The following is a 13,503-nucleotide window of genomic DNA, read 5'->3' on the forward strand; positions in this document are numbered from 1 at the left end:
GTCTACCAATTCCTGAATTTGTTAGGAGGAGTATAAAGTCCATTCGAAATTTCCACTAAATCATGGATGTTTTTGGCAGCGAGTAAATCACGATCAGCTTCTTTTAATGAAATGCACAAATCTTCTGGTCGTTGAATGATTCCACGATGGCGCAGTTCATCGACTATTGCTTTATCACGTTTCAAACCTACCGGAGTATAGCCGGCGATTCCGCGAATAGCTTGTTCGCGCTCCTCTGAGTTTTTACATAATAACAGATTGGCTACCCCTTCTTCGGTAACGACATGAGAGATATCATCACCATAAATCATAATGGGTGGGAGGTCAGCTTGCATTTCTTTTTGTAGTTCCCATGCATCCAGTTTTTCTACAAAGGTTGGTTTGCCTGCCCCCTGAAATGTTTCAACCATTTGTATCACAAGTTTACGTCCTCGAGGCATTGCTACAGGATTATGAGAGTTCTTTTCTTGTCCAGCTTTTAGCCAAGCGTAGGAAGAATGACGTCTTCCTAACGTATCACAGCCCATATTGGGTGCCCCGCCAAATCCGGCAATTCTACCTTTGGTAGCTGTTGAACTGTTGGCTTGCGGATCCATTTGAAGGGTTGCGCCAATAAATACATCACATCCATAATGTCCGGCAAGTTGCCCGTACAGGCGGTTCGAACGTAATGAACCATCTCGACCAGTAAAAAAGATGTCTGGTTTGGAGCGAATAAATTCATTCATCCCTACCTCACCTCCTACACAAAAGATAGACTCGATAAATCCCGCTTCTATTGCAGGTATTAAAGTAGGCAGAGGATTGACCATCCAATGTTGGCATATTTTACCTTTTAAACCCAGAGACTGGGCATAAGTTGGAAGAATAAGTTCAATTGCACAAGTGTTAAAACCAACCCCATGATTTAATCTATTGACTTGATAAGGAGCGTAAATGCCTTTAATCACCATCATGGCCATGAGGATTTTTACTTCGTCAATTAGTGCGGGATCTCTTGTAAACAAGGGTTCAATGTAGGATGGAGATGGGGCTTTAACGATGGCATCGACCCAGTCTCCTGGAATGTCAATTCTTGGGAGTTTCCTGACGATTTCGTTAGCTTGTACAATGACCAGGCCATTTTTAAAAGCAGTTGCTTCAACGATACTTGGTGTTTCTTCCGTATTGGCACCGGTGTACAGATTACCGTAATAATCTGCTTTTTCTGCAGTGATTAAGGCGACATTGGGAGTAAGATCCATCACATAACGTGCATAAAGCTCATTGTAAGTATGTATATTGCCTATCTTAATCTGACTACGCTGGATCATAATTGCCAAACGAGTCGATTGTGGGCCAGCAAACGCGAAATCAATTTTTTCAGCAATTCCTCGTTCGAACAAGTCAAGATGTTCCGATAAGGTAACAGCCGATTGCAGCATATGTAAACCGTATATTTTTTGGGGATTTACAGAACATAGGCTGCGTGCCAGAAAATCGGCCTGTTTCTGATTGTCTCCTTCCAGGCAGACTTTGTCATGAGGTTTTATTGCTGTTTCAAGAAGGGCGACAATATTTTTCTCAGAAACGATTTTACCTTTTTTAAAAAAAGGTTTGATGTTAATGAGTCTGCTCTCATAATCCTTGAGGTTTTTATTCCAGTCCATAATTTTTTAGTAATCGGATAAGAACTATAGTGATATCAAATGTTAATAGTATAGTAGATATTGACGCAAGTATTGGATTTTATCCCCCGTAAATATTAAATCAATTTATCCATTATTTTTACTCGAGAATTGTTTAAAGATAAGTTTATGATTCTCTCCGCTTGCTTAATTTAGCATCTGTCCATGTCTGTTTTTAATAGTAGATGCGGCTAAAAATCGACACTATGAGCTTGATTTGATTAATTAAAACCTTTTTTCTGCGTCAGTTTCTTGATCATTAAAGAGTTGAAATTTATGCATAACCAATTTCTACAGATGCACATAAGAAACAAAATTTTGCCGCAGAACGAATTGACAGAATGGTTTGAACGCTTACGGTAATAATGTCTTAAAACCCGTATCTTGAAAGTTTGAATCTAACTTTTTTGCTGCACCAAGAGCCTCTTTCACTTGCTTTGTTGGATTCATATCCACTTGTTGTACAACTTCAGGAGCTGCTGCTTTAATTGCAACCTGAATCCCCAAGCGGGTTAATATGTCTTCTAAAACAGAGGGCCGAGTATTAATTTTATCAGCCAATTGAGCCAAAGCACCTCTATCAACATGTTCTCTAATTTTTTGTAATGAGCCACATAAATTACCAGACCCTGTTGTAAAATCTTGAGCAAGAGCAATCATGTTGTGGACGGAATCATATACCTTTTTATGTTCGGGCATATTAAAACCTAAATCTCGTAATTCTCCATCACTAGGATATATATTTCCTGCATGAGGTTTGGGAAGGTGCAATACTGGCACTCCTAATGCCAAACATTCGGTTGCCGTGTTTTGACCTTCGCAAATCATTAAATCTATCTCAGCATAGAATTTACCCAAATCGGTTTTCCCTAGTATCCCCTCTTTAGTAGAATCTGCAACCGAAGGTTCCGATCCTATTTCTAATATTTCACAGCACTCTTTCGCTTTAGATAAAGTCACTAAAGTGCTTATTACACTTGGACTGGTTATATTTCTGATGCCATAGCAGCCAATCTTAACTACATTGGGTCTGGCGCCAATTGCCCCTATACTTCTAAAACCTTGCTTTATTTCATCATCTATCTTATGTGGTAGAGATGATACAGTTTCCCTTACACCGCCACTGCGACATACATAAGATACACCTGCTAACCATCTTGGAGGCTGTAGTTGTATCATTACACTGCAACCAAAAGCCATATCCATCTGTACTCTAAGTAATGATACTTCATTTGGATTCACTGGCGCCTCACTGGTTTGATCGGCAGCGCCACTGATACATAACTCATCATGCGTACCGGGAGGTATTGAGAGTTTTTCATCATCATTCAATAAAAATTGCTTAATTCGATGAGGAAATTTTTCCACCAGAAGTCTTTCTATTATCTCAGGAGGTGTATACTCGCCCGAGGATAAGACTTGACCATAACTTAAACTATATTTGTCGGTACATGATTCTCCGCGTGCAATTAGCTCCATTTGTTCCTTCGGCCCACTAAGCTTCATGTTACTTAGATAAATAATATTAAAAGAACCTCTAAATCCTAATAAACACAGCTCATTCATGCGAGCGATAGTTGCATTGATATGACCAGAGCCAACACCGGGCTCAAACCACACTGTAACAGAATTCATTTCTGATAGCTTAGGCATTTTAAATCTCTCAACTCCACGAACCCAGTTAAAAGCAAGACATTATAAGTTGCTATTACCTGACTTATATAAATAAATATAGTTGCTTAACCGGGGTGTGCAAGTTAGCTTGACTGCACCATTGCAATCTGTTTTTTGCTTCAATTGTCGCATTTTGAAAACTTGAGTTGTTTAAAATAAAAACTGTGTTGAACCATTTTGCCATTAAACATTAATTAATCTTAAAAACTAATCAGATTATGCTTGGTGAACTACAGAAATTACGACTTAATGTGTAAAGGCGAATCTTAAATAGTAAATATTTAATTTCATTCTATTGCTGTTTTCTGATCTGATAGAAGAGATTAATTCCTTGAAAGAAAACAACATCTTGCATTAACATTAATGAACCATTTAAATTCATAAATCATTACATAGGGAAGTGGATATGAGAGAAAAATATATCGGCCGAGAGCCTATTATCAATAAACCTTCTGATATTCCTAAGGGTTTGGTTGCTAAAAGAAAAGCAGAGTTGCTCTTGGCAAAATTAGAAGAAGCTATCAAAGCTCAAGAATCTTTAAATAGAGAATCAGAGAGTCCTACGAAGGAGGGCAATTCCGAGTCACTCAAACCCCGATTGACCCATCTAACGAGCGAACGTCCAAAAATCAATCATAGACCTCCTTCTTCCTTTAGCTATACCAATTCAGAAAATACTTTGTTTACTTCTGTTAAAGAAGAAAAAACCGAGGGGGAGGTGTCGTCTGTATCCCTTTCTAATGATAAAAAAAAAGTAGAATATAACTCTTCTGCATCAATTTGGACGGAACTGATTGCTGCCTTATCAAGAGCAGTTGACAACTATACGAAGAAAAAAATGGAAGGAACTACTCCCGGTGAAGCTTATGGTTGGTTCAGCTGGTTGCGTCATGGCAAGGCAGGGGAAGATAAAGCAGGAGGGCTCGCAAGTGAAGCACGGACAACCAGTACGGTTGAATCTTTGTTGACCTTACTTCATCATTTCTTTGCGGATTCTACCACTAGATACAATAATCATTCATTGGCTCCTTATGTGATGGACGAGCTCAATAAATTATTGATTCAGTATGCTCTTAAACCTTTCATACTCAGTTTAGGCTCCCAATATGATCTTAATAGCTGGCTGCATATCAAAAATCAATTAACTCAACTGGCAGGTAAGGAAGCGTGTCAAGAAAAGCAATCTCTTGTTGGACCTGTGTGATTATCAGGAGTCCTGAACAGGGCTCCGTATTTTTTAATCGATTGAGTTTAACAGTTTAAATTTTTTTGAATTGTTTGATGATTGCTTGATTCCAATCTTTGCGATGCAGAAATCGCAGCGAATGCCCAAATTAAATGTGGTTCCGAATGTACTACTAAAACCCTGCCTTAATAGCCTTAATAAATAAATTGTGAAGACATCCCCTGTCTATTTCAGTTGGCGATACAGGTATATCAAAAAAATCTCTTTGAGCCAGTCTCTTTCATTTTCTGTACGTAATTTGATTCATTTAAAATATCACCAGTTATTTTAACAATTTTTGTGCTTCGCAATGGGGGCATGGAGTTTTTATTAAGCAGAGCACATGTTGTATTTAAATTATAAATATTGCGCTTTTTATATATTGCATTTTATGTTATTTTTCAATTTCTTGATCAATAAAATCAGGAATTTAGATACAAAAACTATTTTGGAATAGTCCTTTTACTTTACTTGGAATTTAAAAGATGAAAGAAATTATCGAGTTGTTAGCTACCTTGGATAAATTGCAAAAGCCTTATATTCATAGTGTCAAAACCAGGTTAAGTGATCTTTTAAATCTGGATGAAAAAGAAAACGAGCTAATGCGAATTGAGCAATCGACAAGTCGATCCTGGGAGGAGGGGGCTACAACCGATTTAAGGATAGGCCCTATAAAATCAAAAGAAAGAATAGAGGAATTAAGATCTGTACTCGTCATGTTGTCTGCTGCCAATGCAGTGAAATATGAGGAAGGGCATAGCTTACAGGGTAATGGGGTCGAATTTATTATCACGGCATGTGATGTTGAGAAACTAGAAAGTTTTAATCCACTGAATCAGAAAGAAATGCAAAATACTATTCCCGCTACGACCTTTATTCGTATGTCAATTGCAGGAAATAGGGGGTATGTACGAGGGATTTCATTCAATTCTGCAAAACTCGATGTGGAGAATTACCTTGGTTCGTTTAAAGAAAACGAACTAACGATACCGACACAACAATGGTTTTCTATTCTTGAGTTATTAGATTTATTAAATAGTGGGTCAGAACTTAACCTTATTCAAATACAGAATGATTTAAAATCTCTTTTGGGGGTGAAGTTTGAAGTTTATTTTCATTCATCCAGTGAAGAATTCCCCATTGATTTGCGCACAGGAAATTTAGATTCCAAGGAGACAGGCGTTCAGCAAATACAGAGATCGTTAGATAGCCTTGTTTTGCTTGATTGTCTAAAAACAGAAACCAAAGAACTTGAGGATGGTCAGAAAGTGTGCATTATCAAAGAGGTAAATCCACAGGAACTTCACAGGTTTTTACTTAAAAAAGAAAAGAATACTAATGCAAACGCAGAAATGCTCTCCAATGTTATCGGACTTTTAAAACAATCATTTCCGCATAATAGGGTGATCCAGGATTTGGTTGTTTTTGATGGCAGAGAAGGAAAAAGTATGTCGCGTCCCTACTTACATATTAGAACCCAAAGCTATCATCAGGAAGCTAGCAGTGATTATAAGAGTACAATGAGCATTCTCAAAAAAATTCAGGATAAAACATCAAAACAAATCAGCTTTGATTTAAGAAATGTGATGGTTGAGATGAAAGATGAGTCAAGATCTATATACATAAGCAGTATTGAGAATACTATCAGATCATCTCAATTTATTATTGATGTTGCGGTTAGTTTAACAACACAACAGCTGTTCGAATTGCAAGATATATGTGCTGAAATAAATCAATCCAGGTTAAAACATCATCGTCATAATCTCTTCAAGCCGCAAATTGAAGAACAAAAAATCAATGAGCAAAATCAATCTTTATTTTTAGGTTAAAGTCAAATTCGACATAAGATGAATTTTATGCTTCTTATGTCGCTACTTTGACATTATGCTTGGTTATCTTATCCTGCAATATTTTTGTTCAACTGGCATTTTGGCATTTTAACAAACCTTCAAGATCAGCTAGAGCCTTTTCGTCATGGTTAGTTAATAGTGTGACCCAAGAGGCGATGATCTGATTGTAGGTAAAAATCCGCTTTAACCACTGTTTTTTCTTTTCTTCTTCAGCGATGTGCTCGGTTAAAGAAAGCTGCTTTTTGTTTAGTTTTTCCCAATTTTTTATTGCGTTCGCCAAAGGATCATTATTATGGGCTCGTGCCCATTGGTAAATAATCGCATTGCGATTTTTTTGATAGTCCACTAAATCAGGATCATTCTGTTTTTCTGATAGATATTGCAAATAATACATTTCAAACTGATAAGGGTGTTGGTATAAATTAAGTTTAACAATAGTTTGGTAAAATTCTTTTTCAAATGTTTGTTGCTTCTCATTGAGAGGCTGGCTTTTTGATTGATTCACTGCTTTTTCCCAGGATGGCATGATGACGTTGAGTGTCAGATTCATCATTCCCTCCCAAACGGCTTGTAATTCTTTGCCTTCTTGCTCTAATTGCTTTTCCAGCGAACTGATTTTTTGTTTTTGTTTTGTTAAGGATAAAGAAGCAAATTCACGGGCTTCAGGCATTAACTGGACGATTTTATCTTCAGAAGCTCGGGCAACATGCATAAATTGGTAAAGGGCATCATTATTGCTGGACTGAAGTCTTTTCTTATAATTTAGGTAAATGGATTGAATCATATTGTTGTCGTAATGTTTCGTGCGGGACTTAAATTGTTTTGATGCAAATAATTTGGCCCATTGGAGTAAATAATAGTCCGAAGTACTTAAAGGAATGTCTACTGTCATGTCTTCAATGATCGCGTTTTGATGGGCAACCAGCATACTTTTAGCCGGTTCCCTGATTTTTTTTCCATCAATGACGCCATGCCCTGTGTACCATTCGGTAAAAGAACGTTCGTATCCTTGATAAGTAGCGCCGTTGGCATCAGCAGTGCAGCCACTGGCATAGTGATCATCTGTTGAGGAAGTAAAACCACAAATTTTAGTATTAGCTACAGGATAGCCATCTTGTGTTGTAACAGATAATTGATGAAACCCACCTGAATAACACTGAGACATCGCAAAAATAATCTGTTGGCTTGGTATTAAGGCGAGCAGCGACGATAATTCATTTTTGGATAAACAGGCTTTGCTAAAGTTTTTGGCGTTAGTGAAGTTGTTAATAAATGGTTTTTGATAATGCCAGAGATCAATGCAATTGTTACTGTAGGGATTGGTATTTTTATCCTCTAAAAACTCATGAGGCATGCCATGATCACTGACAAAGAGAAGCAAATTATCAACAGGGTTGATTTGTTGAATTTTGGAAGATAAAAAAAAGGCATCCACATTGTATTTATTGGCTTGCTGATTGTTTTGGATAATACCTGTAAACATGACGTCTTCTTTGTTTTGTTGATTATCTTTTGTATTAATGAGTTTGTGCACATCAAATGGAGAAGGTTGTGTGGTCGGTGTGTTACCTCCTCCAAAATAGATGCTTACGGTTTCGGGATTAAATCGGGTGATTAAATGCTCATAAAGAGTTTTTGTTTGCAGATATTGGGTGTAGTGGTTAAGGCCTGGGTTATCTCCTCCTGACAGTACCAAAATTTGCTGGCCAGCATAAGTAGAAGTGGCGTGCAGAGCAATTAAAATGCTGAGAATTATTTTCATCTTCATTCCATGAATCATTGGTTTAATTTTTTTCATTGTTGTGTCAAGGATAGCAATTCTTGTATTGAACTGCTAATGATAATTGAAACGTTAATATTAAAGACTAAGACTAATTAGACATAGGCAAGATATAGTCAGCGATAAGCACTGTTACTCCTTGTTTTTTGATTACCCTTCTCTAACCTTACTCCCTGTTCGAGTTCAATACAGGTGTTAAATAAGTCTATTTTTAATAAAGACATTCATTTTGAGTAATTGTGGAGCATTTATTGTGAGTATGGTTTAAAATTATATCAAGGACCATTATTAGTTGATATTCCTGTTATGAGCACATCCGAAAAAGACGTTCGTGAACAAAAAGTAAAAACAGTCACATTAAGTTTTCTGGGTACAGGACAACATCGTGAAAAGGTTCATCATATTCTCACGAGTTTTCATAATACAATCTCGGAAGTAAATAAAGACAATCCTACAGTGGCAATGAGAATGTTTGATGGCCCTGGTTCAGAACCAAAATCAGGCGACAGCAAGGATCCAATTCCTGGGACTTATATTTATAACCCAAAAGATAATTCCAAGATATTAATTAGTCCTGTAATCTCCCAAACGATTACCAATGCCATACAAAAACTGACAGGAAATTTGGCGGGAGAAGGTATAGAGCATTTATTATTTGAGGCAGTACTTTACCTTAATGACACCATTGAAAAAAATGGAGGCAAACTGCCTGAAACAGTTAATTTGCATGGGTTTAGCCGAGGGGCTGATACTTGTATGCGCATGGCGAATCTTCTTTATCAATTATATCCCGACATCAAGGTCAATTTATTTCTTATTGATCAGGTTCCCGGACCTGGGAAACGGGATGATCCTCATTCTTATACTGTTCCTCCTAATGTAGAGCGTTTTGAGTCGACATTGATGTTACATGAATACAGGCCTGGATTTGACCCTCAACATTCTGGAAGGTATGTGATTGCAGATCCCGAAAAAACAAAGGTAGTTGTTAAACCCTATTATGGGGAACACAATACCGGTAATCGTGTTACCGAAGATCCCAACACAAATCACACCGCTATTTTATTACATGATGATATGAATCGCTTTTGCAGGGAAACCGGCTCACTCCCTTCTGTTGGGATTTCTCCACCCATTATTGCCAGAGTAGGAGATAAAAAAGAGGAGGTTAGAGCTCATGCAGAATTATCTCCAGAAAAACGCTTTGAGTTGTTATGTGGTATGAAGGAAAACGAATGGGGCTATGCCAAACTGACCAAAAAATATCATGAGCGCAGTATTCTATCGAAGCGGGAAGATTACGTACAAGACACCAGATTGTTTGTCAACCAGGAACACCGGGAATTGTTTAAACAATTGTATCCCAAATCATTTAATTGGTTTTTTGAAAAAAATCATGGCGGTCAAACAAAAAAGGAAGAAGTCATCGCTGAATTAAAATCACTATCCGAAGATCCAAGGTATGAGCATTTTTTTTCATCATTAGCGAAACACTTTCAAATTAATGAGAATAATATTGCAGGAACATTACCAGAACCCTCAGGCATTGACAGGGATGAAAAAAGAAGCTTCGGACAACCTCCAGTTAGGGACAGGCTTTCTTATTTACAACATTCCCTAACCTCCATTGCGAATTATTATCACTATCATTGTGATGAGAAGAATTCAACGAATGAGTCAGTTAAAAATTTGCTGTTAGAACGTGTCAAAGAGTCAAGGTCAAAACCGGATAGCGAAGCAATCAAGCATTTAGAACAGACCATGGACGAGGTAAGACAGACACTTGAGTCCAAAAATGAAAAAGGTTTCCTCTGGCAACAGATTAATCATATTTCCCCCAATGCTCGACAATATTGTGACCAAGTGAAAGCAGCACTCCGGGAACACCTTGAGCATAATCAGGTACTATCAGATACTCAAAAAGAGGAAATTCGTAAGGCTATGGATAGAATGGATAGCATAGTCAATGATAGTAGCAAAGACAGTCAACAGAAATATAGGGAAATAAGAAGAGAGGTGATTGAGTTAAATGCCAAAGCCACCACACCGGAAGATGATAGTCAATTAACAAGAAGTCATTTCCAAAAAGCTTATTTTGAATTATCAGGGGATACACAAAAAACTCTGAATTTAGAATCTCTATCTCAAACATTGAATCAACTATCGAAAGCCCATTATGGTGAAACCAATTTGACGGACAAAATTACTCAGCGATTGGATGGGTATAAAAATCGAAATTGGTTTTGGAATTCAGTCAAGGAAGTTTTGAATTTTTTCAATATTCCTCTTCCCAAACTGCATTCGGAGGTTAAAGAGCAAATTGCTGACAAGCTCAAAGAAAGACTTGTTGATCTTAAGGAAAAGGGCATGGGTAATGATGTGAATGCAATCACCAGAGAGCTTGGTAAAGCTCGTGAAGATTTAATCGAACATTATAAGAAAACTTCAAAACTGGAAATGGGAGAATTGGATAAGATTATCAATAAATCAATGGAAGAACTCCTTGTGGCACGTAAAGTCACCAAAGGCTTGATCCACGAGGAAGTTAGTCAGGTTAAATTAAATTGAATTAAGCACTGTTCTGTTTTGCAAAGTTATCATAAGCAAGGTTTTGGGTTTAACAATAAATTGTGTGATTCATAGAGATCCTTTCAATTTTTTCATAATCAAATCAGTATGATAATTAGCTATTTGAATACGCTCATTGTCTATTTTATAGTTATTACTCACCTCTTCTTCAGCTACGACAGCCGAGGGAGGCTTTCCTTTAAGTGAACCATGAGGACGCTGCCAGTTATAAAAGAATTGCCATTGAACTAGCTCTTCTCGAAGAGTTCCAAAGTCAGATAAATCTGTAATAGCATAAAATTCTTCGAGGTCTGTTTTTTGCGATCGCTCTACCTTGCCATTTAAATGAGGGGAAGCTGGCTTATTGGGTCTAAATTTAATACCTAATTTCATCATTTTTAGCTGAAATTTTTCGGCAAAAAATTCTAATCCTCTATCCGTTTGAATACGCTGTATAGGAAAAGGAAATTGTTCCAGAACCAAGTCTAAAAAATGTAGTGTGTTAGTAGCTGTACGGCGTTTGTAAATCTCTAGTACACGCCAGCGAGAACAATCATCAACAGCAGTATATTGATAAATTCCTGGTGCTATTTTGCAGGTATCCATTTGGATACGCTCACCAGGAATAGGACGACTATAGCGCTTAAATTTCTTTTTCCGCTTAAGTTTTTTTATTGGTTGTGTTTGGTTGCTAGTTAACGCTTTATGGATACTCGCTAAAGAAAGCGGACAGTTGTGCAATCTAATCAATTCAGTTTGGATACGTCTGGCGCCCAGATTACGACTTATACGCAAATCAAGAATTAGTTTAATCAGCTCTGAATTTAACTTCTTACTTGGTGACAAATGAGGCTTTTTGATTTGATCATTTAATCCATCCATACCCGCTTCTAAATAACGCCTGTACCACTTTCTCAGGGTAGGACGAGAAATACCACATTTACGGCAAACATATCCTGCATCTTTAGTTTCAAGATATAGATTTACCCAAGTTAACCTGGCTTTAATTTGCTGCTTCATAAGGCGGGTAAATCTATCAACTTACAGGACTTACGAAAAACCCCAAGGCCAAGGCAAAAAAATTTTAATGAGGGAGTTTAGATAAACTAAATGACCAAATTAAAAACATTTTTTAACGATAAGACTGGGTTTTTCATAAGTCCTGGTAGTTTTAGGTTTTTAGCTGCCTTTCTACTCTGACAGAATTCATTATTTCCTCAATTGCAGGGTTGGTGCTTAAAGCAGCTCGGATTTTTTGGAAATCGCAACAGCTTGGTTTGGCAAATCCATTGATGACGTCATGAGCATTTTTGTTGTAATTATTGTCTTTGTTTTCAGCTATTTTTCTTTTGATTTCAATAATGGCATTGGCTATATTTTCTTCTTTTGAAGGGTCAATCTTGCCTACCATATCTCGTATTTCCTTGATAATGGTTGGAACTGAACCATCTTGATTTCTAAGTAATTCATCATTCTTTAATACCGTGTAGACCGCCAAAATATTTTCTTCTCTTTCATTGACAGGTATCTTCATGATACTAATATGTATTTTTGTTTTATCCGGTAGAGTAGGGATTTCTTGCCTGGTATCTGTGTCATGTTTAATTAAAATATTTTCAAACTTAGGTAGGACTATTCTTTCTGGTTTCTCTTGTTCTGTTTTAGCAATTTGTTTTGCAGCATTCTCCCAAGTAGCAATCATTTTTTCGTCAATATTCTCTGCATTTTCAAGTGCAGTAGTCTTGATGAAGTCTAACGCGTTATTAATAATTTGTTTTCTATCCATAATATTAGTGCAACTAATGAAATTATCCCGACAAATTTGTTTTGCTATATCTAATTGTAAATTTTTATTTTTAGAAAACTGTAATATAGTCAAAACAAGAAGAATTTTTTGTTCGGGGTTGTCCGCTTTATTAAAGAGAGAAAAATAATAGTTTGATGTTTTTGCTAAGAGCGTTTTCTCTGGATTCAAAAGACTAAATTCGAGTGGTTTATTTGTTGTTGCATGGTTTTTTAGTATGTTAGCAATTGAGAGCTCATCGAGTTCAAAGCCAGGATTATTTGGTTTTTGTCGCTGGAATTGAGTGAATAAATGCTGTATTTGTTGCGAGATAGGGAGATTTTCCATCTCAGGGGTATTAGTAAATGACCTTAAGTGTTTGGGAACAGTTGATGGTTCAAAAAAATAGGGGAAAATATTCTTATAGGTCTCTAGAGGAAATGTAATATTTAGTACATCCAGTTGTGGAAAATCATTTTTGAGAATAGGAGGATTTAAACCATGATGAACATGCATCAAGGCTACTACAGTTTCAGCAAAGCTTCCAGTGCCACGCTCTAGGGGCTGAGTATTGCCAATTAACCACGATAACTCGGCTAGTTTCTCATAAAAGACCGTAAGCTTGTCTCGATAGTCAGAATATTTTCCCGCAAAGGATAAATCCATAGACCAGATTTCTGCAAATAAATTTTCAATATTAGGCCAGGTGGCATTTAATGTTGCCAGGCCATGTGTCCATACTAAGTTAGGTGCAGCATGAGTCTCGTCGCTAGGCCCACCCCAAATCTGTTTAGTTTCCTTAATACTATTGACTTGAAGGTCATTATAAAACAGACCATAACTGACAGAATAGCCATGTTTGTTTACTTTTACGTCATCGGAAAAATAAAACACATTTCTAATAAGAGGTAATGCAAATGAATACTGAGCTTTAACAGGCGTGCCAAAATCTTCAG

Annotated in this window: 8 protein-coding genes; 3 read left to right on the forward strand and 5 right to left on the reverse strand. The window is 37.0% G+C overall.

The window, feature by feature from the left end; genetic code table 11:
• Positions 1-2 precede the first annotated feature (2 nt).
• Both mdcA and OQI99_RS14995 read right to left on the reverse strand, forming a co-directional pair.
• Positions 3-1,649, reverse strand: a complete 1,647-nt coding sequence (mdcA, locus tag OQI99_RS14990) for a malonate decarboxylase subunit alpha (protein WP_265732292.1) — start codon at positions 1,647-1,649, stop codon at positions 3-5.
• A 372-nt stretch (positions 1,650-2,021) separates the two neighbouring features.
• Positions 2,022-3,320 carry a hypothetical protein gene (locus OQI99_RS14995; RefSeq protein ID WP_265732293.1) on the reverse strand — a complete coding sequence of 433 codons (1,299 nt, stop codon included), beginning with the start codon at positions 3,318-3,320 and terminating at the stop codon, positions 2,022-2,024.
• A 421-nt stretch (positions 3,321-3,741) separates the two neighbouring features.
• Between OQI99_RS14995 and OQI99_RS15000 the strand changes: the two genes are divergently transcribed.
• Together OQI99_RS15000 and OQI99_RS15005 are read left to right on the forward strand one after the other, a co-directional pair.
• Positions 3,742-4,545 (forward strand): hypothetical protein, encoded by an 804-nt coding sequence (locus tag OQI99_RS15000; RefSeq protein ID WP_265732294.1) that lies wholly within the window; start codon positions 3,742-3,744, stop codon positions 4,543-4,545.
• Between the two features lie 506 nt (positions 4,546-5,051).
• Positions 5,052-6,395 carry a hypothetical protein gene (locus OQI99_RS15005; protein ID WP_265732295.1) on the forward strand — a complete coding sequence of 448 codons (1,344 nt, stop codon included), beginning with the start codon at positions 5,052-5,054 and terminating at the stop codon, positions 6,393-6,395.
• A gap of 88 nt (positions 6,396-6,483) precedes the next feature.
• Here the strand turns inward: OQI99_RS15005 and OQI99_RS15010 are convergent, their stop codons facing one another.
• Positions 6,484-8,178: a hypothetical protein gene (locus tag OQI99_RS15010; protein ID WP_265732296.1), complete on the reverse strand. Its 1,695-nt coding sequence runs from the start codon at positions 8,176-8,178 to the stop codon at positions 6,484-6,486.
• Between the two features lie 324 nt (positions 8,179-8,502).
• Between OQI99_RS15010 and lem25 the strand changes: the two genes are divergently transcribed.
• Complete coding sequence (gene lem25, locus OQI99_RS15015) at positions 8,503-10,764, forward strand: Dot/Icm T4SS effector Lem25 (protein ID WP_265732297.1); 2,262 nt, start codon at positions 8,503-8,505, stop codon at positions 10,762-10,764.
• A gap of 69 nt (positions 10,765-10,833) precedes the next feature.
• Here the strand turns inward: lem25 and OQI99_RS15020 are convergent, their stop codons facing one another.
• Positions 10,834-11,784: an IS481 family transposase gene (locus OQI99_RS15020; protein WP_265732298.1), complete on the reverse strand. Its 951-nt coding sequence runs from the start codon at positions 11,782-11,784 to the stop codon at positions 10,834-10,836.
• A gap of 151 nt (positions 11,785-11,935) precedes the next feature.
• The gene (locus tag OQI99_RS15025) at positions 11,936-13,441 is read right to left on the reverse strand and encodes a hypothetical protein (RefSeq protein ID WP_265732299.1); all 1,506 of its coding nucleotides are present in this window, start codon (positions 13,439-13,441) and stop codon (positions 11,936-11,938) included.
• Positions 13,442-13,503 lie beyond the last annotated feature (62 nt).

It is taken from the genome of Legionella sp. PATHC039, assembly GCF_026191275.1.
GTDB classification, from domain to species: domain Bacteria; phylum Pseudomonadota; class Gammaproteobacteria; order Legionellales; family Legionellaceae; genus Legionella; species Legionella pneumophila.